Annotated in this window: 31 protein-coding genes; 10 read left to right on the top strand and 21 right to left on the bottom strand. The window is 65.8% G+C overall.

Annotated elements, in window-relative coordinates; translation table 11 throughout:
* Nucleotides 1-54: 54 nt before the first annotated feature.
* A complete protein-coding gene (locus PHA81_RS12475; RefSeq protein ID WP_005043131.1) occupies nucleotides 55-474 on the bottom strand; it encodes a heme-binding protein in 420 nt (139 codons plus the stop codon).
* 151 nt (nucleotides 475-625) lie between these two features.
* Here PHA81_RS12475 and PHA81_RS12470 point away from each other — a divergent pair, with 151 nt between their 5' ends.
* Complete coding sequence (locus PHA81_RS12470; RefSeq protein WP_005043129.1) at nucleotides 626-1354, top strand: HNH endonuclease; 729 nt, start codon at nucleotides 626-628, stop codon at nucleotides 1352-1354.
* A gap of 45 nt (nucleotides 1355-1399) precedes the next feature.
* On the opposite strand, the gene PHA81_RS12465 is transcribed toward PHA81_RS12470, so the two are convergent.
* The 5 genes from PHA81_RS12465 to PHA81_RS12445 form a co-directional block, all read right to left on the bottom strand.
* Nucleotides 1400-2416 carry a nitronate monooxygenase gene (locus PHA81_RS12465; RefSeq protein WP_005043127.1) on the bottom strand — a complete coding sequence of 339 codons (1017 nt, stop codon included), beginning with the start codon at nucleotides 2414-2416 and terminating at the stop codon, nucleotides 1400-1402.
* Nucleotides 2413-2913 carry a cyclic pyranopterin monophosphate synthase MoaC gene (gene moaC, locus PHA81_RS12460; RefSeq protein ID WP_005043126.1) on the bottom strand — a complete coding sequence of 167 codons (501 nt, stop codon included), beginning with the start codon at nucleotides 2911-2913 and terminating at the stop codon, nucleotides 2413-2415. Before moaC ends, PHA81_RS12465 begins: the two co-directional genes overlap by 4 nt.
* Nucleotides 2903-4339, bottom strand: a complete 1437-nt coding sequence (locus tag PHA81_RS12455) for an NAD(P)H-hydrate dehydratase (RefSeq protein WP_273836971.1) — start codon at nucleotides 4337-4339, stop codon at nucleotides 2903-2905. Before PHA81_RS12455 ends, moaC begins: the two co-directional genes overlap by 11 nt.
* A gap of 38 nt (nucleotides 4340-4377) precedes the next feature.
* Complete coding sequence (locus PHA81_RS12450) at nucleotides 4378-4656, bottom strand: acylphosphatase (RefSeq protein ID WP_049910054.1); 279 nt, start codon at nucleotides 4654-4656, stop codon at nucleotides 4378-4380.
* Nucleotides 4657-4723: 67 nt separating this feature from the next.
* Nucleotides 4724-5647 (bottom strand): DNA glycosylase, encoded by a 924-nt coding sequence (locus PHA81_RS12445; protein ID WP_049910053.1) that lies wholly within the window; start codon nucleotides 5645-5647, stop codon nucleotides 4724-4726.
* Between the two features lie 86 nt (nucleotides 5648-5733).
* Between PHA81_RS12445 and PHA81_RS12440 the strand changes: the two genes are divergently transcribed.
* Entirely contained in the window at nucleotides 5734-6192 is a 459-nt protein-coding gene (locus PHA81_RS12440; protein WP_005043114.1) for a DUF555 domain-containing protein, read from the top strand.
* 51 nt (nucleotides 6193-6243) lie between these two features.
* On the opposite strand, the gene PHA81_RS12435 is transcribed toward PHA81_RS12440, so the two are convergent.
* The 6 genes from PHA81_RS12435 to PHA81_RS12410 form a co-directional block, all read right to left on the bottom strand.
* A complete protein-coding gene (locus PHA81_RS12435) occupies nucleotides 6244-6480 on the bottom strand; it encodes a UPF0058 family protein (protein ID WP_005043113.1) in 237 nt (78 codons plus the stop codon).
* A 161-nt stretch (nucleotides 6481-6641) separates the two neighbouring features.
* Complete coding sequence (locus PHA81_RS12430; protein ID WP_005043112.1) at nucleotides 6642-6821, bottom strand: hypothetical protein; 180 nt, start codon at nucleotides 6819-6821, stop codon at nucleotides 6642-6644.
* A gap of 43 nt (nucleotides 6822-6864) precedes the next feature.
* A complete protein-coding gene (locus PHA81_RS12425; RefSeq protein ID WP_273836970.1) occupies nucleotides 6865-7848 on the bottom strand; it encodes a transcription initiation factor IIB in 984 nt (327 codons plus the stop codon).
* Between the two features lie 331 nt (nucleotides 7849-8179).
* A complete protein-coding gene (locus PHA81_RS12420) occupies nucleotides 8180-8494 on the bottom strand; it encodes a hypothetical protein (RefSeq protein WP_005043109.1) in 315 nt (104 codons plus the stop codon).
* Between the two features lie 55 nt (nucleotides 8495-8549).
* Complete coding sequence (locus PHA81_RS12415; protein WP_005043107.1) at nucleotides 8550-8825, bottom strand: winged helix-turn-helix domain-containing protein; 276 nt, start codon at nucleotides 8823-8825, stop codon at nucleotides 8550-8552.
* Between the two features lie 54 nt (nucleotides 8826-8879).
* Complete coding sequence (locus tag PHA81_RS12410; RefSeq protein WP_005043106.1) at nucleotides 8880-9164, bottom strand: DUF357 domain-containing protein; 285 nt, start codon at nucleotides 9162-9164, stop codon at nucleotides 8880-8882.
* A gap of 91 nt (nucleotides 9165-9255) precedes the next feature.
* On the opposite strand from PHA81_RS12410, the gene PHA81_RS12405 reads away from it, so the two are divergent.
* Nucleotides 9256-10311: an FAD-dependent oxidoreductase gene (locus PHA81_RS12405; RefSeq protein ID WP_005043105.1), complete on the top strand. Its 1056-nt coding sequence runs from the start codon at nucleotides 9256-9258 to the stop codon at nucleotides 10309-10311.
* 53 nt (nucleotides 10312-10364) lie between these two features.
* Here the strand turns inward: PHA81_RS12405 and PHA81_RS12400 are convergent, their stop codons facing one another.
* Together PHA81_RS12400 and PHA81_RS12395 are read right to left on the bottom strand one after the other, a co-directional pair.
* A complete protein-coding gene (locus tag PHA81_RS12400) occupies nucleotides 10365-11756 on the bottom strand; it encodes a UDP-N-acetylglucosamine 2-epimerase (protein WP_005043104.1) in 1392 nt (463 codons plus the stop codon).
* A 94-nt stretch (nucleotides 11757-11850) separates the two neighbouring features.
* Nucleotides 11851-12516, bottom strand: coding sequence for a 2,5-diamino-6-(ribosylamino)-4(3H)-pyrimidinone 5'-phosphate reductase (locus PHA81_RS12395; RefSeq protein WP_005043102.1), 666 nt, complete (start codon nucleotides 12514-12516; stop codon nucleotides 11851-11853).
* 112 nt (nucleotides 12517-12628) lie between these two features.
* Between PHA81_RS12395 and PHA81_RS12390 the strand changes: the two genes are divergently transcribed.
* Nucleotides 12629-13027, top strand: a complete 399-nt coding sequence (locus tag PHA81_RS12390; RefSeq protein WP_005043101.1) for a cupin domain-containing protein — start codon at nucleotides 12629-12631, stop codon at nucleotides 13025-13027.
* Nucleotides 13028-13070: 43 nt separating this feature from the next.
* Here PHA81_RS12390 and PHA81_RS12385 read toward each other — a convergent pair whose 3' ends face one another.
* Complete coding sequence (locus tag PHA81_RS12385) at nucleotides 13071-13580, bottom strand: HVO_2922 family protein (RefSeq protein ID WP_005043100.1); 510 nt, start codon at nucleotides 13578-13580, stop codon at nucleotides 13071-13073.
* A 73-nt stretch (nucleotides 13581-13653) separates the two neighbouring features.
* The gene (locus PHA81_RS12380) at nucleotides 13654-13896 is read right to left on the bottom strand and encodes a glutathione S-transferase N-terminal domain-containing protein (protein WP_005043099.1); all 243 of its coding nucleotides are present in this window, start codon (nucleotides 13894-13896) and stop codon (nucleotides 13654-13656) included.
* A gap of 97 nt (nucleotides 13897-13993) precedes the next feature.
* Here PHA81_RS12380 and PHA81_RS12375 point away from each other — a divergent pair, with 97 nt between their 5' ends.
* Nucleotides 13994-14470: a peroxiredoxin family protein gene (locus PHA81_RS12375; protein ID WP_005043098.1), complete on the top strand. Its 477-nt coding sequence runs from the start codon at nucleotides 13994-13996 to the stop codon at nucleotides 14468-14470.
* A 31-nt stretch (nucleotides 14471-14501) separates the two neighbouring features.
* Here PHA81_RS12375 and PHA81_RS12370 read toward each other — a convergent pair whose 3' ends face one another.
* A complete protein-coding gene (locus PHA81_RS12370) occupies nucleotides 14502-15305 on the bottom strand; it encodes a helix-turn-helix domain-containing protein (protein WP_005043097.1) in 804 nt (267 codons plus the stop codon).
* Between the two features lie 212 nt (nucleotides 15306-15517).
* Here PHA81_RS12370 and PHA81_RS12365 point away from each other — a divergent pair, with 212 nt between their 5' ends.
* Both PHA81_RS12365 and PHA81_RS12360 read left to right on the top strand, forming a co-directional pair.
* Nucleotides 15518-16129, top strand: a complete 612-nt coding sequence (locus PHA81_RS12365; protein ID WP_005043096.1) for a hypothetical protein — start codon at nucleotides 15518-15520, stop codon at nucleotides 16127-16129.
* 148 nt (nucleotides 16130-16277) lie between these two features.
* Nucleotides 16278-17453 carry a CaiB/BaiF CoA-transferase family protein gene (locus PHA81_RS12360; RefSeq protein WP_005043095.1) on the top strand — a complete coding sequence of 392 codons (1176 nt, stop codon included), beginning with the start codon at nucleotides 16278-16280 and terminating at the stop codon, nucleotides 17451-17453.
* Here the strand turns inward: PHA81_RS12360 and PHA81_RS12355 are convergent, their stop codons facing one another.
* The 3 genes from PHA81_RS12355 to PHA81_RS12345 form a co-directional block, all read right to left on the bottom strand.
* On the bottom strand, nucleotides 17454-18662 hold the full coding sequence (locus PHA81_RS12355) for an alpha-hydroxy-acid oxidizing protein (RefSeq protein WP_005043093.1): 1209 nt from the start codon (nucleotides 18660-18662) through the stop codon (nucleotides 17454-17456).
* A gap of 48 nt (nucleotides 18663-18710) precedes the next feature.
* Complete coding sequence (locus PHA81_RS12350; protein ID WP_005043092.1) at nucleotides 18711-19427, bottom strand: HAD family hydrolase; 717 nt, start codon at nucleotides 19425-19427, stop codon at nucleotides 18711-18713.
* 197 nt (nucleotides 19428-19624) lie between these two features.
* Nucleotides 19625-21487, bottom strand: a complete 1863-nt coding sequence (locus PHA81_RS12345) for an alkaline phosphatase PhoX (protein WP_005043091.1) — start codon at nucleotides 21485-21487, stop codon at nucleotides 19625-19627.
* A 218-nt stretch (nucleotides 21488-21705) separates the two neighbouring features.
* On the opposite strand from PHA81_RS12345, the gene PHA81_RS12340 reads away from it, so the two are divergent.
* From PHA81_RS12340 to PHA81_RS12330, 3 genes are all read left to right on the top strand, one after another.
* Nucleotides 21706-22485 carry an SDR family oxidoreductase gene (locus tag PHA81_RS12340; protein ID WP_049910052.1) on the top strand — a complete coding sequence of 260 codons (780 nt, stop codon included), beginning with the start codon at nucleotides 21706-21708 and terminating at the stop codon, nucleotides 22483-22485.
* Entirely contained in the window at nucleotides 22482-23510 is a 1029-nt protein-coding gene (locus PHA81_RS12335; protein WP_005043089.1) for a TIGR04024 family LLM class F420-dependent oxidoreductase, read from the top strand. The genes PHA81_RS12340 and PHA81_RS12335 overlap by 4 nt, the downstream gene beginning before the upstream one ends.
* A gap of 374 nt (nucleotides 23511-23884) precedes the next feature.
* Complete coding sequence (locus PHA81_RS12330; protein WP_005043087.1) at nucleotides 23885-25531, top strand: BCCT family transporter; 1647 nt, start codon at nucleotides 23885-23887, stop codon at nucleotides 25529-25531.
* 26 nt (nucleotides 25532-25557) lie between these two features.
* Here PHA81_RS12330 and msrA read toward each other — a convergent pair whose 3' ends face one another.
* A complete protein-coding gene (gene msrA, locus PHA81_RS12325) occupies nucleotides 25558-26097 on the bottom strand; it encodes a peptide-methionine (S)-S-oxide reductase MsrA (RefSeq protein ID WP_005043086.1) in 540 nt (179 codons plus the stop codon).
* Between the last annotated feature and the right edge of the window lie 86 nt (nucleotides 26098-26183).

The raw sequence follows: 26183 nt of genomic DNA, 5'->3' as shown, positions 1-26183 counted from the left end.
CAGCCGTCGTGTCGTCTCGACTGATATTCGGGCGGCTGGGATTCGAAGACGGGACTACTCGATGAGCTCCTCGAATCGATCGATGCCGGCGCGTGCGACCGTCATGTCCTCGTCGACTTCCCCGCCGCTGGAGCCGATCGCCCCGACGATCTCGCCGTCGCGTTCGAGCGGGAACCCGCCGCCGAAGATCACGATCCGCCCCTCGTCCGTGGTCTGAAGTCCGTAGAGCGATTCGCCGGGTTCGCTCGCCTCGGCGAGTTCGTGCGTCGGCATCTCCAGTCCGGCAGCGGTGTACGCCTTGTTTCTGGAGATGTTCACGCTCGGCAGCCACGCACCGTCCATCCGGTGCTGGGCGATGAGATTCCCTTCGGCGTTTGTGACGGCGATCACCGACGGCACCCCGATCTCGTCGGCTTTCGCTTCGGCTGCTTCGATCAGTTCCGTCGCCGTATCGAGTTCGATCGTGCCGACCATTGCATTCGCTGCTCGGGCGTTCGGCATATGAATATGCAACCAGCGTTCGCAAGCCGCGAACTGACCCACCCGAGCTACGTTGGTCCGTCGCCAGCCCGTTCGATTTATTATGCCCGAATACGCCACTGTCGGCGGGTACGTTTGACTCGCCATGTCTCGAAACACGGGCTACGATCCCACATACGATGATTACACGTCCGAGGAGTATCCGCCGGACTGGGACGGTCGCCGAAAGGAGGTGCTGGCTCGCGATGGCTACACCTGCCGGGGCTGTGGCGTCGCGAACACACGCGTCGACGACGTCTATTTCGACGTCGATCACGTCGTTCCGAAGTCCGGTGGCGGCGGCCACGAACTCTCGAACCTCCAGACGCTGTGTCCGTCCTGTCACGCCGAGAAACACTCCGACAACGACGACCTCGCGAGCCGAGCCCGGAAATGGGAACAGCGGAACACGCGGTCGCTGGCGGTTCGGCTCCTGCGAGTCGTTCTCGTGGTGCCCGTTCTGTTCGGTCTTCTCTCGGGAAGATCTGGCGACTCGCGGACGATCGCCGACGATCACGGCCGCGAACTCGAACTCACGGCCGTCGAGTCCGTCCCGGACCTACCGGCCGATCGCGGCGTTACCGTCGATGTGCGGGTCGCAACGCTGTGGGATTCCTCCGCGGAATCGATCCAGCAGGTCGGTCTCCTCGCGCCGGCCGACAGCACCCGTGAGGACGACGTTACGCTCGTGAAGTTCGTCGTCTGGACGGGCAACGCGCTCCCCCAACTGCGGGCCAACGAGAGCTACCGGCTCGTCGGCGCGCTCACCGACGAGTACGACGGCGACGTCCAACTCGTGCTCGACGGCCAAAGCGAGATCCGGCCACTGGCCTGAACATATCGTTCCGCTCAGTAGGGGATCGTGTCGAGCCAAGTAACGTCACGTATCGAGACGTTCGGCAAGTTTTTCAATCCTCGTCGACGCTTCGGTAGCGAGCTCTGCGACGATGTCTCCCGCTGGCCGAGTCATATCCGTCAGGCCGGCACTCTGCCCGGTGAACAGCGCCATCGCCTCGATATCGCCGGTCACGTCGGGCGTGGCGAGCGCCTCGTCGTAACGCTCGATCTGCTCGCCACCCTCTCCCTCGGCGACGACATCGGTCTCGCCGGGCCGCCGCCCGGATGCGGGGCGATCGGCGTCCTCCCAGCGCTCGATCGTTCCGTTCCGCACGACGCGGTGGGCCATCCCTGGCCACCCCTTGTCGAATAGATCGGTGTACTGGGTATCGGTCTCGTCGATTTCGGCGACCCGTTCCCGGTACGTGTCGTGGACGTTCGCCTCCCGAGTGGCGAGAAAGCGCGTGCCGAGCCAGACGCCGTCGGCACCGAGTGCGAGCGCCGCCGCAATACCGCGACCGTCGGCGATGCCGCCCGCGGCGATCACCGGGACCGATACTGCGTCGGCCACGCGCGGGACCAGCGCCATCGTGGCCACCTCGCTCTGGATGTGGCCGCCGGCCTCCCAGCCCTGCGCCACGACGACATCGACGCCCGCCTCGGCGGCTTCCCGAGCCTCGGCTGCGCTGCCGACGGTCTCGATCACGACGGCACCCGCGTCGTGGACCCGGTCGACGTGCGGTGCCGCCTCGCCGAACGAGAACGAAACCACGTCGATGTCTTCGGCGAGGCAGGCGTCGATGTGGGTTTCGGTGGCGACCGATTTCGCGCGTTCGTCGAGGACGACGTTGACCCCGATCGGCGCGTCGGTCAACTCCCGCGTCTCCCGGATCGCGGATCGAGCGTCGGCCCCGTCGCGCCACGTGACCGCGAGGGTGCCGAGCCCGCCGGCGTTCGCGACCGCGGCGGCGAGTGCGGGGCAGGTCGCGCTCCCGATCGGGGCCTGGACGATCGGGTACTCGATCCCGAGAACGTCACAGAGTGGAGTTCGGAGGGTCACAGTTCCTGCTTCCGTTTCGTCACCACGTGCACGTTCTCGATCGTGGTCTCGGGATACTGCCCGTCCTCGTCCTTCTCGGCGGCTTTCGTCATGTCCCAGATCGTGTTCAGTCCGGTGGTCACGCCCTGCAACGCCTCCATCTCACACCCCGTCTTCCCCGTGGTCTCGACCGCGACTTCGAGGGTCACGATCTCGTCGCCGAGGTCGAAGTCGGTCTCGACGTTCGTGATCGGGATCTGGTGACACAGCGGGATCGTCTCCCACGTGTGTTTCACCGCCTGTATCGCGCCGATCCGTGCGGTGGCGAGCACGTCGCCCTTCCCGATCTCGTCCGCACGGACCGCCGCGACGGTCGACTCGCGCAACCGGATCGTCCCGCACGCTCTCGCCTGGCGCGCGGTGTCGGGCTTGTCGCCGACGTCGACCATCTGCACGTCGCCCTCGTCGGTGGTGTGGGTCAGGTCGTCGCCGGTCGCATCGCCGTCGTCACTCGTCATCGTCGCCCCGGATCGCGTTCGGCACCGCGTCGAGCAGTTCGGAGGCGAGCAGCCCGTCGCCGCGCCCGAGGCGTTCGGCCGCCCGGCCGTTGGCGTAGGGGGCCATGCAGGCCGCATCGAACGGGTCGTGGGTGGCGAGGAAGGCCGCCGTGATCCCCGCGAGCACGTCGCCGGTCCCGCCGACGGTCATGCCCGGCGTGCCGGCGCGACAGATCCGGGTGGTCTCGCCGTCGGTGATCACGTCGTCCTTTGCCTTCGCCAGCACGACGTGACCGAGATCCGCGGCGAACGACTCGATTTCGTCGGTCGCGCTCCGGAGGTCGTCGACGTCCGGTCCGCCCATTTCGGCAAGTTCGTGGCGATTGGGAGTGCAGACCAGCGTGGCGTCGGTGTCGATCCCGGGCACCACTGAGAGCGCGTCGGCGTCGACCACTGCCCGACCGTCGAACTTCTGGAGGAACTGCTCGACGGCTTCGAGCGTCGTGTCGGCGGTGCCGAGCCCCGGGCCGAGCACCACCACGTCGTCGTGGTCGGTCGCGGTCTCGACGAGGCCCTCGGCCTGGTCGGGTGAGAGCTGCTCGGCGTCGTAGGGCTGGACGATGAGATCCTCGGCGTAGCCCGCGATCGGCTCGAAGACCTGCTGTGGGACCGAGACGAACGCGAGGTCCGCGCCCGCACGCAGTGACGCCTCGGCCGCGAGCGCGGGTGCGCCAGTGTAGGGACCGCCGCCGATCACGAGCACTCGTCCCGAATCGCCTTTTTCGGCGTGGGGATCACGGGCTTTCGTCCGGAGATCCCCAGGGCCGACGAACCGCTCGGCAGCCGCCGGGATGCCGATGTCCGCCACGCGTACCGTGGCGTCGCGCTCACCGAGTCCGGGTTTCGCGTCGTGAAACGTCACGACCTGATCGGCCGCGACCGCGCCGCTCGCCACCTCGCCGGTGTCGGCGTCCACACCCGAGGGAACGTCGACGGCGACCACGGTCGCGTCGGTAGCGTTGATGGCTGCGGCGGCGGTAGCCTCGGGCTCGCGGAGCGCACCCGTGACGCCCGTCCCGAGCATCGCGTCGATCACTACGTCGGGATCGTCGAGGTCGAGAGCGCGCGAATCTCGCACTTCCGTGGCGTCGTACTCGCCCTGTTGGAGTGCGTCCCAGTTCTCGCGGGCGATCTCGGTCGTGATCGTTTCGGCTCGTCCGAGCAGCCGAACGCGGACGTCGTACGTGTCGAGAAATCGGGCGGCCACGAACGCGTCGCCGCCGTTGTTGCCCCGGCCGGCGACGATCGTGACTCGCGCGCCTGGCTCCGCGACGTCGCGGACGGCGCGCGCGACCGCGTTGCCGCTCGACTCCATCAACTGTTTCCTGGGGACGCCGAGCGCCGCGGCGTTCGCGTCGACGGCGGCCATCCGATCGATTGTGATCATGCCCGATCCGTCGTCCGCCGGCGGATTAAGCGTGCGGGCTATCGCCGGATCTCGAAGCCCGACTCGTCCTCGGGGTCGGCGTATTCGACATCAACGTCCTCGACGCTGGCGGCATCGCTGCCCGTGTGACACCACTCGACCATCGACTCGACAGCGTCCGCCTCGCCCTCGAAGACCGCCTCGACCCGACCGTCGTCGAGGTTTCGCACCCAGCCGTCGACGCCCTCCTCACGGGCGGCGTCACGGGTGCTCGCGCGGTAGTAGACTCCCTGCACGGTTCCAGAGACGAACACGTGTGCGCGGGTTCGATCCGTCACGACTGGCTGTTCGGCCACCGGACACAAAACTGTCTCCCGATCCGGATGGAATCCAACGGCTCGGCGATCAGGCGTTGTCGGGAACGTCGCCACCACCTCGGAGGTAGTGGAACACGTGAGTCTGGACGTAGCCAGCGTACTCGCCGCCGAACGCCCGACGAATGGCTCGTGAGGTCTCGGTGTAGGAGCCACGATCACAGTCAGGAAAGTGCTCGGCGATCGCGGTCTGGATCCACGTATCCAGTGGGACGGCTTCGAGATAGCCGAGCGAAAAGAGGAGCACGCAGTCGGCCACCTTGTCGCCCACGCCCATGAACTGCTTCAGATGCTCACGGGCGTCCTCGTACTCGCGTCCGCGGGCGTTCTCAGGTAATACCTCACCGCTCGCGACGAGTTCGGCGGTGCGCTCGACGTAGGGTGCGCGATACCCGAGCGAACAGTCCCGGAGCTCTGCCTCTGTCGCGTCGGCCAACTGTTCGGGCGTCGGGAAGGCGTGGTAGGTCTCGCCGTCGAATTCCACGACTGAGCCGAACTCCCGCGCGAGCGCGCGCTGCATTCCGTGGATCCGCCCCACCCGCATCTGCGCCGAGCAGATGAATGCGATCAGGGTCGCAAAGGGCGGGTCGCGGACGAGGCGCAGCCCACGGTAGGCGTCGAGGGCGGCGTCGATCAGCGAGTCGTCGGGTGTCGCCGCCCGGAGCGCGTCGAGGTCATCGTCGAGTCGGAGCAGGTGTGTCAACGGGGTGACCGCGTCGGTCGTCGCCTCCCATTCCAGTCGGCCGTCGATCTGCCGCACGCGAATGACCTCGCGCTCGCCCGTGAATCCTTGCGGGAGCGCGGTCGTGTACCACGCTGATCCACCGGAGACCGCCGACTGTTCGTAGGTTCGGCCGTCTTCGCGGGACCAGCAAAAGGACTGGCCGCTTTCGAGTGTCGCCTGGAGGTCGATCCCGCCTGCGAGGCTGTCGAGATCGATCGTCCCGGTTTCCATCGTCGACATCCACGGTTCGGGACGGATTGGCGCTTTCGACTCGGCGTGCCCCCAACGTTGATACCGTCAGACTGAGAAGAGTACACATGGATTGTCGAGTCGTCGTCGAGGCCGCCGTGCCCGTCTACGACGTCGAGACGGCCGACGAGGCCGTACGGATCGGCATCTCGAAGACGGGTGAGATGCTCAACCCCGACCTCAACTACGTCGAGATCGAGATGGGCACGCGGACGTCGCCCTCGGGCGAGGAGCTGGAGCCCGCCTTCATCGTCGCCGACGAGGCACTCGTCGCGCTCGAACTCGAAATGACGGTGTTCAGCGTCGAACGCGAGGAGCACGCCGCGCGGATCGCGCGCACCGAGATCGGTCAACGTCTCGAAAACATCCCGCTCGAAGTGCTCGAAATCGAGGTACTCGACGACGATGGCGACGCCGAGGAAACCGAAAGCAACGAAGGAGAGTCTGAAGAGAGCGAAACCGAGACCGATGAAACGGACGACGTCCTCCCCGAGTTCGACGAACTGCTCGACGACGAATCGGAGTAGACGGCGCTGACGCTATGGAGTGTGAGGTCGACAGGAACGCCGTTGTGCCGTTCAGTCGGCAGCTGCCGGGACCGTCTCGCTTTCGGTGTGACGCATCTCACCGGTGATTCCTTCGGCGAGCGCGAAAACGGCTTCCTTGTGGTCGGTCTTCGATTTGTGAATCGATGTCGGTCGGACGCCGAGGGATTCGTACCCCTCGTACTCGACCGCCGTCCCTGTTCGAGCTTGGTGGTGTTTGCGTACCTCTGCAAGCAGGCCGTGGAGGTGGATGAGCTCCTGCTTTTTCATAGGCAACTGGTTCTAGCGACTGGAGGGTTATAGTAGTGTATTGAGGTCCGTTAACACACGACCGCGGGGAAACGGCGGCTCAGCCCCGTTTTCGGCGAATAAGAATCATGAACGACATGCACGGCTGTTCGGGGTTCGAACGGGACGGTGACGCGGGGTGACTACTGGAGCTGTTTGAGCGTACTGAGATCGCGATCGGTCCGCATGAACTCGGCGATCCGATAGCTCGCGTGGCAGTTCGGACAGTGAAACACCGATCCCTGGGCGGGAAGCTCGCGTGGCGTCGATCGCCAGTTCTTCGCACACTCCGGACACAAAAGCTGGACGGCTGCTTCGTCCATGTCATCGACCGACACGCGAGAGCTACAAAAAGGTTCGCGTCAGTCAGGCTGCCATCACGTCGCCCTCGGCTTCGAGGAGCTCCTTGTACCGATTGCGGATGGTGACCTCGGAGATGTCGGCGACCTCCGAAACAGCGCCCTGGGTGACTTTCTCGTTGGTGAGGAGCGCAGCGGCGTAGACCGCAGCAGCCGCCAGCCCGACGGGGCTCTTCCCGCTGATGATACCCTCTTCCTTCGCGGTGTCGAGGAGCTGTCGAGCACGTCGCTCGGACTCCTCGGAGAGGTCGAGATCGGAAGCGAACCGGGGGACGTAGCTCGCGGGGTCGGCGGGCTGGATCTCGAGGCCGAGCTCGCGCACTACGTACCGGTACGTTCTGGTGAGCTCCATCTTCCCGACCCGGGAGACGGTAGCGATCTCGTCGAGCGATCGCGGGGTACCGGCCTGCCGTGCCGCCGCATACAGCGCACTGGTCGAGACACCCTCGATGGAGCGCCCAGGCAGAAGGTCCTCGTCGAGCGCGCGGCGGTAGATGACGCTCGCGGTCTCGCGCACGCTGTCGGGAAGCCCCAGAGCGGAGGCCATCCGATCGATCTCGCCGAGGGCCTGTTTGAGGTTTCGCTCCTTGGAGTCGCGGGTGCGGAAGCGCTCGTTCCAGGTGCGGAGGCGCTGCATTTTCTGGCGCTGACGGCTGGAGAGACTGTTGCCGTAGGCGTCCTTGTCCTGCCAGCCGATGTTGGTCGAGAGGCCCTTGTCGTGCATCATGTTCGTGGTGGGGGCCCCGACGCGGGATTTCTGGTCGCGCTCGGCGGAGTCGAAGGCGCGCCACTCGGGGCCGCGATCGATCTCGTCGGCCTCGACGACGAGTCCGCAGTCAGTACAGACGGTCTCGCCGTGTTCGGTGTCGCTGACCAGTCGGCCGCCACACTCCGGACACACCAGCTCGTCCTCGGGGGCCTCCTCTTCCTGTTCGGTTTCGGCTTCCTGGGTCTCTTCCTCGCGGTTGATTCGGGTCGTTGTGTCGCTCATGATTGAGTTAGTGGGGTCTGAAGCGGTCGGCTGCTGGGGATGGTTCGTTGACAGTCCCAGAACTCGGTGCTTAACCAATCGTTAGTCCGTAAAGCACTTAAATCTGTCGGAGAACGGCGGCTGAGAACGGCCGTCTCACAGCCTAACGAGCGCGTAATCGCGCACCTCAAAAACCCTGGCAAATCGATGGTTTTTGGTGGGCTGATCGGCCCTGAGCGTCCGTGGTTCGGACCAGTCACGCTCGGCTCTCGGATAGCTCGTGGCAAGCCTTCGATCGTCGTCGCCGAGCGATCGTCGTTCGAATCTGAAGAATCGCTTCGACGTTTCGAAATCAGTCCCACGTGACCCACGTGAGAAACGCGATGCCGGCGAATTCGAGGGCACGCAGCGTCAACATCGCCTGCTGGGCGATCGTTGGCACGAAGCTCGGGTCAGTGACCCACGCCGTGAGGCCCTCGAAGTTGAAAACGAAGAAAACGATCGACAGCGCGTTCTCTGCGAGGAGCAACACGGCGAACACCAGCAGGCCGAGCGTGTGCTTCGAGCGGAACCGATAGAAGTTCCGCCCCCAGACGTACCCGAGGCCGATGAGGAGGGCCACGTTGAGCGCGCTGAGCACGCGCATCGCGTCGATCAGGACGGCCATCTACTGTCTCCTACCCTGTACGGCTGCATATACTCTTTCCCAATTCGTACCATACTCACTCCACCTGCTCCATGATTTCCTCGATGGTGTCCCAGTGATGGCGCGCCTGATCCGTCGGCAGGTAGATCGCGCCGTAGTCGTCGCCGCTGTCTTGTAGCACGCCGTTGTCTTCGAGCACGTCGAGGTGGTGTCGGACGGTTTTGTAGTCGAGTTCGAGGTCCTCAGCGAGCTGGTTTGCATTTCGCGGTCGCTCGTCGAGGGCGCGGAGGATGCGCACGCGGTTCGTGCCGCCGCGAGTACCCGTCAGCACGTACCACAGGACGGCCTCCATCGAGCGAAACTGACACACCCACCCCTTGTAAGCGCACCGACCGCGCACGGCGTTTCACACCGTGAATAGGTCATCCTCCGTGGGAACCACGAACAGCCCGATCCGCGCGCCCGCATCGAGCCACGCGTGGCCGTACGAAAACGCCGCGAGCGCGTTCACCATGTCGTCCGTTTCGCGGAAGTGCCGGCCGTCGTCGAGGTACGACTGCGCCATCTCCTGGTACTCGGCCGCGAATTCGGCCAGTGGAGTTCCGTCCGGCGGCGCGACGCTCGCCGCGTCGAGCGCGTCGGCGAGGAGGCGTTCGTAGCGATCGGTCTTCTCGTCGAGATCGGCGGGCATACCGATCGAAGCGGCGGTCGTGACCTAAACGCTTCGAGCGTCGCCGCGTTCGAGCACAAGGTAGTTGTTCGTGGCTGGCCTACTCGAATCCATGACTGGAGGCTCGGAGCCGGAGCACCACCGGCTCGTCGTCGCGGGGTCGGGGATCGCGGGACTGACGGCGGCGATCTACGCCGCGCGCTCGAACAACGCGCCCCTCGTGCTCGAAGGGCGCGAGCCGGGCGGCCAGCTCACCCTGACGACCGACGTCGCGAACTACCCGGGCTTTCCCGAAGGGATCGGCGGCCCCGAACTGGTGAACGACATGCAGGCCCAGGCCGAGCGCTTCGGCGCGGAGATCCGCCACGGCGTGATCGAGCACGTCGACGATTCGGACCGCCCCTTTGAGATCGAACTCGCCGACGGCACGCGCCTCACCGCCGACGCCGTGATCGCCGCGAGCGGCGCGAGCGCGCGGACACTCGGCGTGCCTGGCGAGGACGAACTGATGGGCTACGGCGTCTCGACGTGTGCGACCTGTGATGGAGCCTTCTTCCGCGACGAGGAGATGATCGTGGTCGGCGGCGGCGACGCCGCGATGGAGGAGGCAACCTTCCTCACGAAGTTCGCCTCCAAGGTGTATCTGATTCACCGCCGCGAAGCGTTCCGCGCGGAGGACTACTGGATCGATCGGCTCGAAGAGCACGTCGAGGCCGGCGAGATCGAGGTCGTGCGCAACACCGAACTCACCGAGATTCGCGGAACGCCCGAGGATGGCATCGGGGGCGCGTCGCTCGTCCGCCACCCCGAAGGCCACCCCACAGAACGGCTCGACGATCCCGAAACCGAACGCTTCGAGATGGACGTCGGCGCGGTTTTCCTCGCCATCGGCCACACGCCGAACACCGGCTATCTCGGAGATACGGGCGTCGAGATGGACGACGCGGGCTACCTCGACACCCGGGGCGGCGCTGGCGGCGGCCAGACCAGAACGGGAGTACCAGGAATCTTCGGCGCTGGCGACGTGGTCGACTACCACTACCAGCAGGCCGTGACTGCCGGCGGGATGGGCTGCAAAGCGGCGCTCGACGCCGACGACTACCTCGAAACGCTCGACGAGGAGCCCGCGACCGATGCCGAGGCGGCGCTCGCCGAGTCCGACGACTGATCCACAGCTGAAGTTTCGAACCGCCGACAGCGGACTATTCTTGTGATTTCGCCTCAGAGATAGTCGAACGCACCGTCGTCGACATCGAACGCGGCGCGGTCGTGGGACCACTCGAAAGTGGCCGGATCGTCGAGGTCCTCGAAGTAGCGCACGATCTCCGTGCCGACGTCCTCGCCGTAGAGGCGCGGCCCCGACCCGAGGCGGTCACGGGTGGCGTCGTTGGTGAACGCGTACTCGACGATTTCGGCCATCGATTCGCCGGATACGGGCGGGACCAGCAGGTTCGTGTTGGCGTCCATCACCGTCTCGGGGCGGTCAGTGTTGAACCGGGCGGTGAGACACCGCGTCTCCCGGATGTGGTTGAGTTCCTCCTGGACGCTACCGGAGTCGGTGAGCGCCGCGAAACACTGCCCCGAGCGGAAGAACTCGTAGACGTGGGCGTGCTTCTTCCAGAGCCCAGTAAAGAGGAAGTTGTCGTTGTCGGCGGCGAGGCGTTCGAGTTTCTCGCGGAGCCCGTACTCGTCGAGCGCGGTGCCCGTCGCGTGCAGTTCCACGAAGTTGACGTTATAGCCCGCCTCGACCAGGCGGATGACACAGTCGACGATCGCACGGAACCGATCGGGGAGGAGGTTCGCGCGGCGGTGGACGTCCACCCGTATCCAGTCGTCGCGCTCCTCCAGTTCGGGGTAGACGTCGAAGACCGACTCCCCGCCCTCAGCGTCGGCTTTCAACTCGATGGCATCCACGACGGAGTTGCCGACCACCGGGATGCGCTCCTCACCGTCGACGGCGGCGGGGTAGCCCTCGCGTGTGAGGTGATCGCGGTTCAGATCGACCGGCGCGAAGTGATAGAGGCAGGCCGCCGAGCCGACGAACGTGTCGTACTGCTCGGGGAACGGTTCGGAACGATCGAGGGACCACTCGCCCTCCCACTGATCGCGGACGAATGCGGCGGCGTCCACGTCGTCGGCGGCGTAGGCGTCGAACGACGGAGCCATGCCACGGAGGCCCGCCTCGTTGTGAGCGGCGTACTGGTTGGTGGCGAACGCCCACGCCTGGGGAACGACGCCGGCGGCGTGCGTGTCGCCGTGGACGAGGGGGAGTATCGTCGTCTCTGGGTAGTGCTCGTCGAGGTGGGCGGCGACGTCGGCGACGCGGGTCGTGACCTGAGCCGTCTTCTCGGAGAGGCCGCCGCGCACGCCGAGATCCACCGCTATCGCGTCGTCGATGCCGTACTCCACGAGGCCGTGCCCGAGCACGTCGTCGTAGTGTTGCCCAGTGTGAAGAACGAAACACGGGAACCCGCGGTCACGCGCGGCGGCGACGACGGGAGCCTGCTTGTAGAAGTCGGGTTTGGTCGCCGTCACCACCGCAAGGGCGAGATCGGCGTCACCGCCGTCGAGTGCTGCATCGAGTCGATCCTCGTGGATCCGAAGCCCAGCCATTTCGTGGTCGTTTCCGCGTCGCCAGCTTATACGCTTCCCTTCCGCTTCCGACAGCTTCGTCGGCTCCTTCGGCGGGAAGACACGGGCGAAACGCTCAATCCGCGACGGTGTAGGAAAGAACGATACCGTCGTCGAGTCGGTCGGCGGCGGCCAATGTGAGCTCCGGAAACTCGTCGACGAACCCCTCGCCGTCGGCGAGCGTCGGCGCGTCGCGTCCCCCGATGATCTGCGAGCCGACGAACACCGAGAGCTCGTCGACTACTCCCGTCTCGAACGCCGAAAACAACAGTTCGCCGCCGCCCTCGATCAGTAGCCGGTCGATCCCGTCGGTTTCGAGTTCGGCGAGCGCCGCGGCGAGATCGACGCGCTCCGTGCCAGCGGTGACAAGGTGTGCGTCGGCGTCGCGGAGTGCGCCGCACCGATCGTCGGGGGCCGTCTCGCCAACCGCGACGTAGGAACGGGCCACGTCGTCGAGCACGCGGGCATCGGGTGGTGTTCGTGCGCGCGTATCGGCGACCACGCGGGCTGGATGGTCGGAATCGCCGCGCTCGCGTCGCTCGGCACGGAGGTCGGGATCCTCGACGGTGAGGTGGGGATCGTCGGCGAGGACGGTCCCGACGCCGACCATGACCGCATCGCAGTCCGCCCGGAGCGCGTCGACCCGCGCGAAGTCCTCGTGGCCGCTGATCCGGATCTGCTCGCGTCGGCGTGAGGAGAGCTTGCCGTCGGCGCTCATCGCCGCGTTGACTACGACGTGCATGAGGGGCTTCCCCGTCGCTCGGGAAAGCCGCTTTCGGTGGGATGGCGGAAGCGGTGGCCAGAAAGCGGTGGCCGGGCCACAGACTTTTGCGCTATCCCGTCGTCGCGTGCGTATGGACTCCGACGTGGTCCACACCGACGACGTTCCGGTGACCGACCTCTCAGAGATCGACGAGCTCCCGCCCGACCTCGACATCCGCTCGATCGACGACGCCCTCGGCACCGACGAAACGAACTGCAAGCTCTGGTACTTCGATCCCGGCGAGGAGATCACCTATCACGCCCACTCCGAGCAGGAAGAGCTCTACTACATCATCCAGGGTGAGTTCTCGCTCAAACTCGGCCGGTCGGGCGAGGAGGAGTACCACGAGGTCGGCCCGGGAACCTTCTACGCCGCCGGTCCCGAGGTCGGCCACGGCCACCGGTATCTCGGCGACGATCAGGGGATCGTCCTCGCCATCGGCGCACCGTCGGTCGAGGACCCCGGCCTCGACCCCCACGAGATCGACTGACCGCCTCGCCGGCCGCACGACACCGCTACTCGCCACCACTGCGCTACTCGACGTCGATTTCGGCCCCGGGTGCGTTCCGGCGGACGCTCCGCAGCCCCTTCAGTGCGTTCTGCTTCGAGGCGTACCCCTCGCCACCGTCGGCGATCACGTTGCCGTTGCGGTGGACGAGCCGCCACCGCCACTCGTCGGCTCGATCGCGAAACACCTCGAACCGCGCGAGGCTCTCACTCGCGGTCTCCTCGCCGGTCACCGACGGCGCGTCGGTCGTCTCGTCAGTGCCGTCGTTCTCGTGCTGCACGACGCTTTCCTCGCTTGCAGGTTCTGACCACTCGATCTCGACCTCGAACTCCACGTCCGATCCCTCGTCGGTTCGCTCGCGCTCGAGTTCGATCTCGATCGTCGACCGGTCGGGCGGTCGTACGGTCACCGATCGGCCGTTGTCGGCGAGCGTCACCGTCCCGTCGTCGAACTGATCGGCCAACGACCGGAAGATCGCGGCGATCTCGGTACGGTCGCGGGTTCGCTCGGTCTCGAAGAGAGTCTCCTCGGCCATACTCCTCCGTTCGCCGGGCGAACATATGAATGCGACTCCCCCACTCACCCCTGCCGACGAAGTGGTTCGTTCGTCAGGCCGCGTAGGAGGTGTCGAGGTATTCGACGATCCGTTCCGATTCGGCCATCGTGATCCCGCGGTCGTCGTCGACGAGCACCGGAACCGCGCGCTGGCCCGACACCCGCTTGACCTCGTCGCGCTTCGAGTGGAGACCCTCGGTCCAGACGCTCTCGAACTCGACGTCGAGTTCGTCCAGTCGATCGACCACGAGTTCGCAGTACGGACAGCCTTCGAGCCGGTAGAGCGTGAGGCTCATACTCCACCACGGAGTGCCACGGGCAAAAGCGTGTTCCGCGCGGCACACTCACCTCGACGACCGGAGGCTTTTCGCCCACGGCGGCCGATGGCGGGGTATGCCACCGAGCGAGGGCGAGCGCGCGCCGGATTTCGAAGCGCTGCTGTGCGACGGCGAGACCTTCCGACCGCGACGGCTCGCCGACGTGCTCGACGGCGGCTGTGTAGTCGTCTTCTACGGCTTTTCGTTCAGCGCCATCGCAGAGAACTGGTGGAAGCGCTACGACCGTGCCGGCTGGGACGCCTTCGACGTCCCGGTGGTCGGCGTGAGTCGCGACGGACCGTACGCCCAGAACGCCTTCCTCCGTGATCTCGACAGCCCGTTCCGCCTGTTCAGCGACGTCGAGGGCACCGCCGCCGATGGGTACGACCTGCTGACCGAACGCAACGGGATGGGATCGACCCGGACCGCACGCCGCGCCGTCTTCGTTCTCGACGCCGATCGACGTGTCGTCGATCGCTGGCTCGCCGACGACTGGATCTCACCGGTTCCCCGCGAGGAGATCGAGGCCGCGGTCACAGAGACGACACGATAACGTTCGGGAAAATCGGAGACTACCGTCGAGTTCAGTCGTTCGTCTCTGGCTCGACAGGCAGCAGTTCCGAGAGTTCGGAATGCTCGGAGAGAAGCGTCGACTCGTCGCGGTAGTCCGCGTACACGTCCTCGGCCCACTCGCGGGCAGTGGGGGAGGCGGTGTCAATGTACGTCTTCAGGAGTCCGGTTTCGTCGTCGTAGAGCCCGATCCCGATCCGGTCGTCACACAGTGTGAGCCCGAACGGGATGTCGTCGTGGACTCGCAGCGTGAGATTGCCGCTCTCGAAGGCCTCGTGGGCGCGATCCGGATTCGATTCGAGAAGCGATTCGACGACGTCGGGGAGGAAGATCGCGTCGGTCTCCATCCCTGCGACGATGCGTGCGTGAAGCCCGTCGAGATGGAGCGGGTGGATCGCGGTCGGATCGACCCCGCGAAGGCGCTCGGAGTCTTCGACCAGCGACATGAACCGGCGCACTCCTCTGTACGGATCACCCGGTTCGGCGGTCGTCACGGTCGCATCGCCGAACGCCTCGCGGACGAACGCCGGATCACCGTCCGAAACGACCTCGAACACCGGTTCGACCCGCCGTGCGGTCTCGACCGTCCGCCGAAACTCGGCGACGGCCTCGGCAACGACTTCCCCCATCGGCGTCAGCGAGAGCTCCCCTGACGATCGCTCGACGAGTCCCTGGTCCTCGAACGAGCGTGTGAATCGGTGAGCCGTCGGCCGGGACACCCCCAGACGCTCTTGGAGCTCCCGTCGGTCCAGCGCCCCGTCGCGCAGTACCGCAAGCGCCGACGCCCGTCTGGCGAGCTCGACCAACTCATCGGACATCGGTTATCGTGGCATATGCAGCCACAACACTTAAATTGCTACCAAAATCTCCGAAACGGACCCGTTCAGCGAGGGCGTTCTGTCCGCTGCCGCGACGGAGCACCGATGGGAACGAGATCCCGTTCATCTCCGTGAGAGCGATCGATGATAACAGCCCCTCGGCAACCATTCCAAGAAGTAACTGATCGCTGTTCAAACCTGCTGGAACGACGATGAGCGACGACACCACGATGGCGACGACTGCGATGCCAACCGCCGGGGAAAGCCCGGCCACCACCGTCGGTAGCGCGGCCGGGAGCGAGGCCTTTCGTTTCCTCGCGTTCGAACAGCCGGGGACGTACACCTACGAGGTGACGACGGGCGGTGCAGACGGTCAGAAGCAGAGCGGTGAGTACGTCATCGATGTCGTGCAGGCAGCCGAGGACCAGTACGAGGTGCAGGTGTCGTTCTCGATGGGTGAGATGTCGAACCAGCAAACGTTCACCGGCACTCGCCAAGCGATCCAACAGCAGATGCTGAGCAGCCAGGTCGGTGCTTTCCTTGCGCCGCTCGCGACGATGACTGGGTTCTACGGCGGTCGTCCGCTCCAGGTCGGTCAGAGCTGGTCGTACTCGTCCCAGCAGGGAACGGTGGGCTTCGAGGTCACGGGCGAGGACTCCTACGCTGGCGTCGACTGTTTCGTCCCGCAGGCCAGTGTGAACGGCACCACCGTTCACGAAGCGTGCGTTTCGCCCGACAGGGGGCTGGCTCCCTACACCGCCTACTACGACGAGAGCGGCACCCTCACCTTCGAAATGGAGCTCACCAGCTACGAAGCTGGGTGAAGACAGCGGGAACGACTATCCACCCGCTCTCCATCGACTTACGGAACGGAACCGGAAGTGACCAACCCGCTCGTGGTCGACGCCGACGATCGCTCGACCACCTCGAATCACGGCGAAGCGTTATCCTCACGCCGGGAGACGCACCGACATGCGACTCGACGGCGTTCGCGTGCTCGATCTCACGCGCTACCTCCCCGGCCCGTACGCCACCCAGCTCCTCGCCGACGCCGGCGCGGACGTGCTGAAAATCGAGGACACGGACGGCGGTGATCCGGTTCGTGGGATGGCGCTCACTGATGCCGACGGAACCCTGTTCGACGCCGTGAACCGTGGCAAGCGAAGCGTCGCGCTCGATCTCAAGTCCGATGCGGGCCGCGCAGCGTTCTTCGCACTCGCCGCCGACGCCGACGTACTGATCGAGGGATTCCGGCCCGGCGTGACCGACCGTCTCGGGATCGGCGACGATTCCGTCCGCGAGCGCAGTCTGGATATCGTCTACTGTTCGCTGTCGGGCTACGGCGCGACCGGGCCCCGGCGAGCGCGCGCCGGTCACGACCTGAACTACGCCGCGTTCTCGGGGCTGCTCGACATGACGAGACACGGTCCCGACTCGCGACCGTCGATCCCCGGCGTCCCCGTGGCCGACATGGCTGGCGGCCTCTTCGCAGCGTTTTCGATCGTCGGCGCGCTCTGCTCGCGTGAACTCGGCAACACCGGTGGCGAGTACATCGACGTCGCCATGACCGACGTGTTGCTCTCGTTCTCACAGGCGATCGCGCCCGACGCGTTCGTGGACGAATCCGCACGCCCGCGACCCGGCGAGACCGCACTGACCGGCGCGCTGCCGTGGTACGACGTCTACGAAACCGCCGACGGCGGCTACGTGACTCTCGCGGCGCTCGAACCCGCGTTCTGGCGGGCCTTCTGCGAGGCGGTCGACCGCGAGGACCTCGTCGACAGTCACGGAAGCACCGATCCGGCAACCCGGACGGCACTGCGCGAAGAGCTCGCCGAACTGTTCGCCACCGAGACCCGCGCGGAGTGGGACGAACGGTTCGAAGGTATCGATGCGACCGTCGAGACCGTCCGCACCCTCTCGGAAGCGATCGATCACCCACAGACCGCCGTCCGCGGCGTGATCGAGCGGCCCACGAACGCACCGCCACGGATCGGGTTTCCGGCACAGTCGTCCGACCACGCCGACGCCGCCGAACGCGTGCCGGACCACGGCGAGCACACCGCTGCGGTGCTCCACAAGGTGGGCTACGACGATGCCGACCTCGAACGTCTCCGCGAGACGGGGGCTGCGGGGTTCGGCGACTGATCAGGCTCCGTCCGAACCAGGTCCGCGACGGTCGACCAGCATCGACCGATCGAGCTCGTCGAAGCTCGTATGTCCCGAGAGCGCGAGCGTCAGGTCGAGATCCGCGAGGAAGTCGTCGAGGACGCTCCCGACGCCAGCCTCGCCGTCGATCACGAGACCATAGGCGTAGGGTCGTCCGAGCAGAACGCTATCTGCCCCGAGCGCGATCGCCTTCACGACGTCCGCCCCGCCCCGGATCCCGCTGTCGAACAGTACGGGAACGTCGACGGCCTCGACCACGCTCGGCAGCGCTGAGAGCGCGCCGATCGCGCCGTCAACCTGGCGGCCGCCGTGGTTCGAAACGATCACGCCGTCCGCGCCACACTCGACCGCGCGCTCGGCGTCCTCGGGGTGGAGCACGCCCTTGACGACGAGTGGCAGGTCGGTCTCCTCGCGGAGTGCGGCGAGGTCGTCCCAGGTCAGTGACGGATCGCCGAAGATATCGATGAACTCCATCACCGCCGAGCCTTCGTTCTCCTCCGGTGGAACGTCGAGGCGATCGCGGAAGGCCGGGTCCGAGAAGTAGTTTGCCACGCCCTTGCCGTCGAGGAAGGGGAGATAACCCTGTTCGATGTCGCGCTCGCGCCAGCCGAGGAGGGGCGTGTCGAGCGTGACCACGATACCATCATACTCCGCCGACTCGGCCCGGTCGATGAAGCTGTGGGCGATGTCGGGGTCGGCCGACCAGTAGAGCTGAAACCATTTCGGCGTCTCACCGAGCTCGTCGGCGACTTCCTCCATCGTATAGGACGACGCCGAACTGAGCACCATCGGCACGTCGCGGTCGGCGGCCGCCCGCGCGACCGCGAGCTCGCCCTCGTCGTGGACGATCGAGAGCACGCCGAGCGGAGCCAGCAGGAAGGGGACTTCGATCTCGTCGCCGAAGAGGTCGACCTGGAGGTCGCGCTCGGCGACGTCACGGAGCATTCGCGGGACGATTCGCCAGTCGTCGAACGCGCGGCGGTTCTCGGCGACCGTGCTCTCGGTGCCGGCCCCGCCGGCGACGTAGGCCGCGGCCTCCTCGCTCAGCGCCTCCTTTCCTTTGCGTTCGAGGTCGGCGTACCGAACCGGATAGCCGGGCGGATCGTCGGCGAGCATCCCGGAGGCGTAGACGTCGCGCTGTCGGTTCTCCCCGTACGGCTCCGACGACTCCGACGGTTCGTCCGTCATCGTCTCACATGCACTCGCCCGACGGAAGTAGGTTTACCCGCCTGGCCATCACTCCGACTTTTCGACGCCGACGAGAGCGAGCACGTCTCGGGGATCCCTGATCCGGTGGTCCACGACGGGATCGTCGGGGTCGGCGTCGGCCGCGCTCCCGCCGAACGCCGCAGTATGAATCCCGGCTCGCGACGCCCCAACCATGTCGTTCTCGTAACGGTCGCCGATCATCAGCGTCTGTGTGGGCTCGATACCCGCTTTTTCGAGAGCGGTCGCGAACATCGCTCCGTCGGGCTTGGTGCGACCGACTTCTTCGGAGGTCGTCACGGCGTCGAGGTGGGCCGCGACGCCGAACTGTGCCAGCAGCCGCTCGGCCTCCCACGTGTCGATGTCGCTGACGATGCCCTGGTGGACTCGTCCGTCAAGGGCGTGGATCGTGTCGACTGTCTCACTCACGGGTTCGAGCTGCTCGCGGGTCGCGCGCTCGAACGCCGGTAGCCAGTCGTCCTCCGCTACCTCGTGGCCGACCACTCCTTCGATCGCGCGCTCGTAGCCCGTCCGGGCGCTCCGGAACACGTTGCCGTCACGTTCGCGGAAGTGGGTGCCGAGCTCGTCGCGCCACGTTTCTAGCGCCGTCGCCTCGTCGAGATCGTACTCGTCGGCGAGCGCCCCGACGAACGCGCGGTGGCCCGCCCGAACCGAGCCGAGATCGAGGAGCACGCCGCCGATGTCCCAGAACACCGCCTCGTAGCGTGTTTCGTGGCTGTCAGTCATCTCCCTCCAACGACAGATCCCATGCGTATCGAACTCCCGGTTTCATCCCAACAACAGTTATACACCGTGAGCACACTCCCAAACATGTAAAAAAATAAAACCATTGTTCCATTGGAGACGTTCGCGTTGTTCGTCATGTGTCCACCGCTGGCGCTTCTCGCGCTCGTTCTTTTCCCAGTGACGTTGCTGGTGGTGTCTCAGCGACCTCGTCCGCGACCCTTACCCCTCCCTCGTCCTCTCTCGCCGCCCCGCCCTCGACCGCTCCCGCTGCCCCGACCGCGGTCGTCGGCTGCATCGCCTGGATCGTAGACCCAGATCATGTTCGGCGGATCGTGGCTCGCTTCGGTGCTGTCCTCGCCGATGATGACCCGGCCGTCGGGCATGACGACGATGTTGTCCGGGTTGGCGATGGTGTTCTCGGGATCGACCGCCGAGTTCGAGCCGAGCATGTGGGTTCCGAGCACTCCCGAAGCCTCCTCCTGGTTCGGGTTGAACGAACAGTCCGCACACACGCTGCTTGCCGAGTTGGGGCTCGCGTCGTAGGGACAGCCACCACAGATGTTCGCGTCGGGCCCACCGGTGACGACCGGCTCCATCCGCCCGACGTCGTAGTTTTCGTCCAACTGCATCCGATAGACCGCGCCGTAGTCGTTGCCGGCGAGCTGCACGTCGTCCTCCTCGTCGCTCATCGTCTCGTTGATCTCCGACATCGCCATGTAGAGGTGGTCGCCGGGTCGGGCGTCTCGTTTGATGTTGACGCCCTCCATCTTCCGGAACTCGTCGGTCGCACCGACCGCGGCGGCCGCCTTCCGGGATTCGAGGAAGGCCACGCGGTCGTCGTCGGCGTTCCCGTTCGCCCACGCCTCGATCTCGCGATCGGTGATGTAGTCCGGGTCGTTCTCGGGGTCTTGGCCGTCGTATTCGGCGATCCACTCCTCGATTTCGTCGTCATCGCCGTGGGCGAGTTCGATCCATTCGAGCGCGAACCCGACCGCTGCGGGGTCGTCACCGGATTCCTGACTCGCTCTCGCGGCGTAGAGCGTTCCCGCGGAGAGGTCGCCCGGCTCGTCCGCGACGAACTTGAAGAACACCGTCCCGGTACCGTCGTCGCTCATGTAGGCCGTCCGGCGATCCGGCATGACGACCGCGTTCTCGTGGGCGAACCGCCCCATCGTGAAGTGTTTCCGGGGTTCGGGCTCGGCGGTCGGTTCCTCCAGTTCGACGATGTAACCGTACCGATAGGCGTTGCCGAAGTCGCCGAGATACTCCTCCATCGTCTCCTCGCGGTTCCCGTAGGTCTGCTGGTCGGGCTCGAACCACGCCTCCGCGTCGGGTTCGTACTCCTCTGAGGTCAGGGGTGTGCCCCACGGGCTCACCGTGCCGAAGCAGTTGTTCCAGGTTCCCTCGACGTCCCGGAAGTCGATGTTCCGCTTGCCGAGGACCTCCCACTCGTGGTTCGTACTCTTTCCGCGCCGACCGGGCATTCGGAGATGGAGTCGGCTCACCATCCCCGGGGCGGTCTCCCAGTTGGTGAACAGATACGCCTCGTTCGGGTGGTCACCCGGAACGAACCCGTTGTAATCGGGCGTGTTCCCGTCGGTCATCGGATCGCCCGCTGCCGAGTACGGAACGCCAAACTGCTCCCCATCGTCGGTCGGGTCGCCGCCGTTGGCGAGCGGCTGGTGGCGACCGACGGCGGTGTGGACCGTCCCGCTGGCCTCGTCGTCGGGAACCTGCACGCTGGCGAAATCCGACGGTAGGTCGTGGAGGTTTGCCCCGGTCAACGCGCCGACGGTACCCTCGTCGTAGGGGTCGTCGTTCGTGGCGTCGGGATGCTGGACGTTGAAGAAAAACCGTCCGTTCCGCGTGAGGAACATGCCGGTGACTTCCGCGCCACGGACCGTGGTCGCGAGGCGGTTGAGTGTCGGACCGTCCTCGTGATCGTGGTCGTGCCCGCCTCCCGGGCCACGACCGCGCGCAGCGATCGGCTCGCTTGCGATGCCGCCGAGTCCCAGTGCCGTCAGAAGCCCGATCACGTCGCGTCGCGAATGATCTGACATCTGTTCACGCGTTTCGTGGGTATCTTATCAAACTATGGTTATCAATACAACTCGACAACAACCGGAATTTTCCGAATGTTTCTCTACTGTCGACGTCCGGGCTCCTCCCAGCGATACGGGCGGACGTTCGGGCACGATGTCACCTGGCTACCGGGATTTATTATCGCTCCACCCGTCGCATCCGACGCGATGACAACAACCACGCGGAGGTGGACGCGGTGACGACCGACCAGTTCAGCGTCGACGGCGACACCGCGATCGTCACGGGTGCATCGAGCGGGATCGGGCGGACGATCGCGGAGCGGTTCGCCGCCGACGGCGCGGACGTCGTGATCTGCTCGCGCGAGCAGGACAACGTCGATCCGGTCGCCGAGGGGATCAACGAGAGTGACGGCGGCCGCGCGGTCGCGGTCGAGTGCGACGTGCGCGACCGCGAGTCGGTCGAGGCGCTGGTCGACGCCACCGTTTCCGAGTTCGACGGGCTCGACACGCTGGTGAGCAACGCGGGCGCGAGCTTCATGGCGAACTTCGAGGAGATCTCCGAGAACGGCTGGAAGACCATCGTGGACATCAACCTCCATGGCACGTACCACTGCGCACAGGCCGCGGGCGAAGTGATGCGCGAGGGCGACGGCGGCACGATCGTCAACTTCGCGAGCGTTGCGGGCCAGCTCGGCGCACCCTACATGAGCCACTACGCCGCCGCGAAGGCGGGGATCATCAACCTCACGTCGACGCTCGCGTTCGAGTGGGCCGATCATGGAGTCCGAGTGAACTGCATCGCGCCGGGCTTCGTCGCCACGCCCGGCGTCGCGAGCCAGATGGGCGTCACAGCCGAGGAGATCGACAGGGACGACGTCGATCGCCGGATCGGCACGAGCGAGGAGATCGCCGATATCACGCAGTTCCTCGCCAGCCCCGCCTCCTCGTACATCGTGGGCGAGACGCTCACCGCACGCGGCGTGCCGGACATCATGGAGTCCACGCCCGAGGCATGACCGATTCCACTGACTCCGCTGATCCCGACGCCGACCGCGAGGTGTTCCTGCCGGTGGCGGCCCAGCCGAGCGTCGATGCGCTCTGTGAGCAGGCCGTTCGAGCCGAACAGCGGGGCTACGACCGGGCGTGGCTCCCCGAGACGTGGGGTCGCGACGCCGTGACCGTACTAACGAGCATCGCCCACCGAACCGACGAGATCGGGATCGGGACCTCGATCGCACCGATCTACTCGCGCTCGCCCGCGCTGCTCGGTCAGACCGCCGCCACACTCCAGGAGGTCTCGGAGGGCCGATTCCGGCTCGGACTCGGCCCGTCAGGTCCCGCAGTAATCGAGAACTGGCACGGCGTCGACTACGGCAACCCGCTCCGGCGCACGCGCGAGACCGTCGAGATCGTGAAGGGGGTGCTCGCCGGCGAACCGGTCGAGTACGACGGCGAGTACTTCGACCTCTCGGGGTTCCGTCTGCGGTGTGAGCCACCCTCCCCGCCGCCCGCGGTCGATGCGGCCGGGATGGGACCCAAGGCCGTGGAGCTCGCCGGCCGGTTCGCCGACGGCTGGCACGCGCTGATGGTCACCAGAGAGGGGGTTCGGGAGCGCCTCGCGGATCTCGAACGCGGGGCCGACCTCGCCGACCGGGACGCCGACGAGGTGCGGGTGACGCTCTCGCTGACCTGCGCGGCGCTCGACGACCGCGAGCGTGCCCGCGAGTCGGTCCGTCAGCACGTCGCGTTCTACGTCGGCGGGATGGGAACGTTCTACCGCGACAGCCTCGCCCGCGTCGGCCACGAGGAAACGGCCAACGAAATCTACGACAACTGGCAGGACGGCGACCGCGAGGCGGCGATCGCGGCCATCGACGATGACCTGCTCGACGCGCTCGCGGTCGCCGGGACACCCGACGAAGCCCGCGAGCACTTCGAGAAGTTCGCCGCCATCGATGGCGTCGACGCGGTGTCCGTATCCTTTCCGCGAGATGCGACGATGGAGGAAATCGACGCGACCATCGAAGCACTCGCTCCCTGACACTCTCCCACGGTCGTATCGATTCGAACTGACGGCATGGTTTCATGCCGGAACGAACGCCGTGTTCCGCACGGATCAGGATCGCCGAAACGGGCCGTATCTGCGCATGGCTGTCGATGTGAATCGACCACAAACGCCCCAATCGAGCTGTCTCCGTCCTGATTCGTCTTCCCGAGATCGTGGGATTTACCCGTCCAAACGCGCTCATGCCGAGCACTGTTCGTGAGCGATCATCGACCGACATCGTCGACCGAACGGAACCGGTTGTGGCATCGGAACTGTCGGAATAATTTACTACCTCGAAGGCGGGACGATCCCGGCCGGCGTGACCGACCGTTCGTCGCTACACCCCCGACACAGTTCCATCCCTAACGATGGATCTGTGGCACGTGTTCGGCCTCGACGAGGCCGACTGGGGCGAGACCGGGCTGTTCTTCGTGACGATCGGGGTGTTGGTGGCGCTGGTGACGGTCGGACTCGTGAACCCGACGCTGTTGACCAGCACGCTGAACGGCGCGTACGACTGGGTGTTGCACAACTTCGGGTGGTGGTTCATGCTGCTCGGCGGCGTCATGATCGTGTTCGGCCTGTTCATGACGCTCTCGCGGTACGGAAAGATCCGCATCGGCGGGGAGGACGCCGAGCCCGAGTTCGGCCTCTACTCGTGGATCGCGATGGTCTTTACCGTGGGCTTCGGGAGCTCCATCGTCATCTGGGGCGTCGGCGAGCCAGTACAGATCGTGAACAACCCGCCACCGCAGCCGTTCCCCGTGGGTGGAGCCGCGCTCAAACCGCTCGCGCTCGCGTTCATGTTCCTCCACGAGTCGTTCCCGGGGATGGCGATGTGGTACATTCCCGTGACGCTTTCGTTCGCTCTGATGATCTACACCCAGTCGGTCTCGGAGTACAAGCTCAGCTCGATGCTCGACGTGGTGTTCGATCGGGAAGAGCACGGCTGGCTCTACTGGCTCGTCGATCTCTCGGCGCTGGTGGCGATGGTCGGCGGCATCGCGACGTCGCTCGGCTTCACCGCCCAACAGCTCGCGACGATCCTCGATACCGTCTACGGATTGCAGGCGACGACACTCACCTACGGGCTGTTCGCTCTCATCGGCCTGGTCTTCCTCGGCGACGTCTGGCTCGGGCTTCGCAGCGGGATCCAGAACGCGGCCCGGCTGACGATGGTGTTCATGGCGCTCGCGGCCGCACTGTTGCTGGTCGTCGGCCCGACGCTGTTCACCCTGAACCTCACGCTCGACGCGACCGGGATCTGGCTCAACAACCTCCCACGCCTGATGTTCTACGCTGCACCGACCAGCGGCGGAAGCTGGCCACAGCAGTGGACCAGCTTCTGGTGGGCGTGGTGGGTCGCATGGGGTCTGTTCGTCGGGAGTTTCGTCGCTCGCGTCTCGAAGGGCCGCACCATCCGCGAGACGTTCGTCGCGCTGGTGCTCGTCCCCTCGGGGCTGGTCTGGGCCCAACACGGCATCATCGGCGGCTGGGTGCTCTCGCCGGAGTACTTCGGTCCCGTCAGCGACGCCCTCGCCGCGAACGACATCCCGGCAGCCGTCGCCAAGGCCATCAGCATCACGCCGTACGGCAACGTGCTCGGCGTCCTGCTCGTGCTCGTGATGGTTGGGTATATCCTCACGACGCTCGATTCGGCGGTGTTCATGCTGTCGGCGATCACGCTCGGCGACGAGAACCCGAACGCGCGCAACCGGGCGTGGTGGGGCGTGTTGCTCGCCTTCCTCGGTGTCATGACGCTCCAGCTTCCGGCGTTCAGCGCGATGCAGTCGTTCTCGCCGGTGATGGCGCTGCCGTTCACGCTGTACTTCCTCGTCTTGGTGTACGGGAGCTACATCACCGCTCGGGACTACTACCGCGAAGAGCTCGCCACGCCCGACGAGGAGCCGTTTTTCTCTTTCACCACCCGGACGGAGTCCACGACCGGGGGTGAACCGGGAAGCGGTGGTGATGGCTACACCACCGACGGTGCAGGAACCGAAAACGACGACTGACGCGCCGACGACGGTCGCCGCGACCGTCAGGCAGTCTTCTCAGCGAACTTCTCGCGGACCTTCTCGATCTTCGGCTGGGCGTGGAACGAACAGTAGGCGTCCTCGGGATTTTTCTCGTAGTAGTTCTGGTGCTCCTCACTCGCCTCGTAGAACGTCTCAAGGGGCTCGATCTCGGTCACGACTGGATCGTCGTAGCCACCCTCGGCGTCGAGCGCGTCGATGTACGCTGCGGCCGTTTCGTGCTGGGACTCGTCGTGGGTGAAGATCGCCGAGCGGTACTGGGTTCCGACGTCCGGACCCTGTCGATTCAGCTGTGTCGGGTCGTGGACGGTGAAGAGCACGTCGAGCAGGTCCTCGTACGCGATGCGATCGGGATCGTATTCGATCTGGACGACCTCTGCGTGGCCGGTGTCACCCGAGCAAACCGCTCGATACGTCGGATTCTCGGTGTGACCGCCCGCGTAGCCCGAGGTCACGTCGTGTACGCCGTCGAGTTCCTCCATCGGGGCCTCGATACACCAGAAACAGCCGCCGGCGAGCGTGGCTCGCTCCGTTTCGGTTGCCATGATTGAATTTGGTCGCGCGCGGACGAAAACCCATCGCTCCGCGGGAATCCGGTACCACAGCTGTCGAGACACCAGCAGCGGAGTGA

The sequence above is a fragment of the Halococcus sp. PRR34 genome, assembly GCF_028617175.1.
Classification (GTDB): domain Archaea; phylum Halobacteriota; class Halobacteria; order Halobacteriales; family Halococcaceae; genus Halococcus; species Halococcus salifodinae.
The sequence above is the reverse complement of the archived record's forward strand: the minus strand, read 5'-3'. Positions and strand labels throughout refer to the sequence as shown.

Excerpts from the sequence above, each read along its gene's own strand:
- PHA81_RS12475 (WP_005043131.1), bottom strand. The coding sequence starts at position 474 with ATGGTCGGCACGATCGAACTCGATACGGCGACGGAACTGATCGAAGCA.
- PHA81_RS12470 (WP_005043129.1), top strand. The coding sequence starts at position 626 with ATGTCTCGAAACACGGGCTACGATCCCACATACGATGATTACACGTCC.
- moaC (WP_005043126.1), bottom strand. The coding sequence starts at position 2,913 with ATGACGAGTGACGACGGCGATGCGACCGGCGACGACCTGACCCACACC.
- PHA81_RS12455 (WP_273836971.1), bottom strand. The coding sequence starts at position 4,339 with ATGATCACAATCGATCGGATGGCCGCCGTCGACGCGAACGCCGCGGCG.
- PHA81_RS12445 (WP_049910053.1), bottom strand. The coding sequence starts at position 5,647 with ATGGAAACCGGGACGATCGATCTCGACAGCCTCGCAGGCGGGATCGAC.
- PHA81_RS12440 (WP_005043114.1), top strand. The coding sequence starts at position 5,734 with ATGGATTGTCGAGTCGTCGTCGAGGCCGCCGTGCCCGTCTACGACGTC.
- PHA81_RS12435 (WP_005043113.1), bottom strand. The coding sequence starts at position 6,480 with ATGAAAAAGCAGGAGCTCATCCACCTCCACGGCCTGCTTGCAGAGGTA.
- PHA81_RS12430 (WP_005043112.1), bottom strand. The coding sequence starts at position 6,821 with ATGGACGAAGCAGCCGTCCAGCTTTTGTGTCCGGAGTGTGCGAAGAAC.
- PHA81_RS12425 (WP_273836970.1), bottom strand. The coding sequence starts at position 7,848 with ATGAGCGACACAACGACCCGAATCAACCGCGAGGAAGAGACCCAGGAA.
- PHA81_RS12420 (WP_005043109.1), bottom strand. The coding sequence starts at position 8,494 with ATGGCCGTCCTGATCGACGCGATGCGCGTGCTCAGCGCGCTCAACGTG.
- PHA81_RS12415 (WP_005043107.1), bottom strand. The coding sequence starts at position 8,825 with ATGGAGGCCGTCCTGTGGTACGTGCTGACGGGTACTCGCGGCGGCACG.
- PHA81_RS12410 (WP_005043106.1), bottom strand. The coding sequence starts at position 9,164 with ATGCCCGCCGATCTCGACGAGAAGACCGATCGCTACGAACGCCTCCTC.
- PHA81_RS12405 (WP_005043105.1), top strand. The coding sequence starts at position 9,256 with ATGACTGGAGGCTCGGAGCCGGAGCACCACCGGCTCGTCGTCGCGGGG.
- PHA81_RS12400 (WP_005043104.1), bottom strand. The coding sequence starts at position 11,756 with ATGGCTGGGCTTCGGATCCACGAGGATCGACTCGATGCAGCACTCGAC.
- PHA81_RS12395 (WP_005043102.1), bottom strand. The coding sequence starts at position 12,516 with ATGCACGTCGTAGTCAACGCGGCGATGAGCGCCGACGGCAAGCTCTCC.
- PHA81_RS12390 (WP_005043101.1), top strand. The coding sequence starts at position 12,629 with ATGGACTCCGACGTGGTCCACACCGACGACGTTCCGGTGACCGACCTC.
- PHA81_RS12385 (WP_005043100.1), bottom strand. The coding sequence starts at position 13,580 with ATGGCCGAGGAGACTCTCTTCGAGACCGAGCGAACCCGCGACCGTACC.
- PHA81_RS12380 (WP_005043099.1), bottom strand. The coding sequence starts at position 13,896 with ATGAGCCTCACGCTCTACCGGCTCGAAGGCTGTCCGTACTGCGAACTC.
- PHA81_RS12375 (WP_005043098.1), top strand. The coding sequence starts at position 13,994 with ATGCCACCGAGCGAGGGCGAGCGCGCGCCGGATTTCGAAGCGCTGCTG.
- PHA81_RS12370 (WP_005043097.1), bottom strand. The coding sequence starts at position 15,305 with ATGTCCGATGAGTTGGTCGAGCTCGCCAGACGGGCGTCGGCGCTTGCG.
- PHA81_RS12365 (WP_005043096.1), top strand. The coding sequence starts at position 15,518 with ATGAGCGACGACACCACGATGGCGACGACTGCGATGCCAACCGCCGGG.
- PHA81_RS12360 (WP_005043095.1), top strand. The coding sequence starts at position 16,278 with ATGCGACTCGACGGCGTTCGCGTGCTCGATCTCACGCGCTACCTCCCC.
- PHA81_RS12355 (WP_005043093.1), bottom strand. The coding sequence starts at position 18,662 with ATGACGGACGAACCGTCGGAGTCGTCGGAGCCGTACGGGGAGAACCGA.
- PHA81_RS12350 (WP_005043092.1), bottom strand. The coding sequence starts at position 19,427 with ATGACTGACAGCCACGAAACACGCTACGAGGCGGTGTTCTGGGACATC.
- PHA81_RS12345 (WP_005043091.1), bottom strand. The coding sequence starts at position 21,487 with ATGTCAGATCATTCGCGACGCGACGTGATCGGGCTTCTGACGGCACTG.
- PHA81_RS12335 (WP_005043089.1), top strand. The coding sequence starts at position 22,482 with ATGACCGATTCCACTGACTCCGCTGATCCCGACGCCGACCGCGAGGTG.
- PHA81_RS12330 (WP_005043087.1), top strand. The coding sequence starts at position 23,885 with ATGGATCTGTGGCACGTGTTCGGCCTCGACGAGGCCGACTGGGGCGAG.
- msrA (WP_005043086.1), bottom strand. The coding sequence starts at position 26,097 with ATGGCAACCGAAACGGAGCGAGCCACGCTCGCCGGCGGCTGTTTCTGG.